This is a genomic window from Corallococcus sp. 4LFB, from assembly GCF_046520365.1.
In the GTDB taxonomy this organism is placed as follows: Bacteria; Myxococcota; Myxococcia; order Myxococcales; family Myxococcaceae; genus Corallococcus; species Corallococcus caeni.
In genome coordinates, this window is sequence record NZ_JBKGHJ010001234.1 from 1 (window position 1) to 476 (window position 476).

Consider the following 476-nt stretch of genomic DNA (forward strand, 5'->3'; position numbering starts at 1 on the left):
GTCCACCCCGCGCTGCATGGCCACGAACTCCGCGGGCGAGGCACACGCCAGGAAGGGCGCCAGCACCTCCCGGCTGTGGCTCAGACGGGGCCAGCCCGAGGGCAGGGCCTTGCCGCCACAGGCGAAGGCTCCGCCCTCCTCGCCCGAGCCCCGCGCCCCCTCCTTCCCGTGGACGGCGTTGCCGACGGGCACCCGCCGATAGCCCATCGGGGCCGTCTCTGGCGTCCCATCCGCGGCGCCTGACTCCTCGCCCCGATACACACCTGCCGCCGCACTCCTCGCCGCATGAGAGGGCGCGGAGAAGGGACTGAAGGCTAGAGCCGCCCCACGCCCGCCTGGCCCGGCCTCGCCGGCAACGAAGCGCACCCGGAGGCCAGGAGGGCCACCACCAGCGCGAGGCCCAACCCGCTGCCCCAAGGCTGCTCAGCGCGCATTGTCCACCCCCAGCCCCACCGAAGCGAAGGCGCCTGGCCGCA

At 75.0% G+C, this 476-nt stretch carries 1 pseudogene; it reads right to left on the reverse strand.

What is annotated here, in order from left to right:
* A pseudogene (locus ACLEQD_RS45095) lies at positions 1–207 on the reverse strand (HNH endonuclease); the annotation flags it as partial.
* Between the last annotated feature and the right edge of the window lie 269 nt (positions 208–476).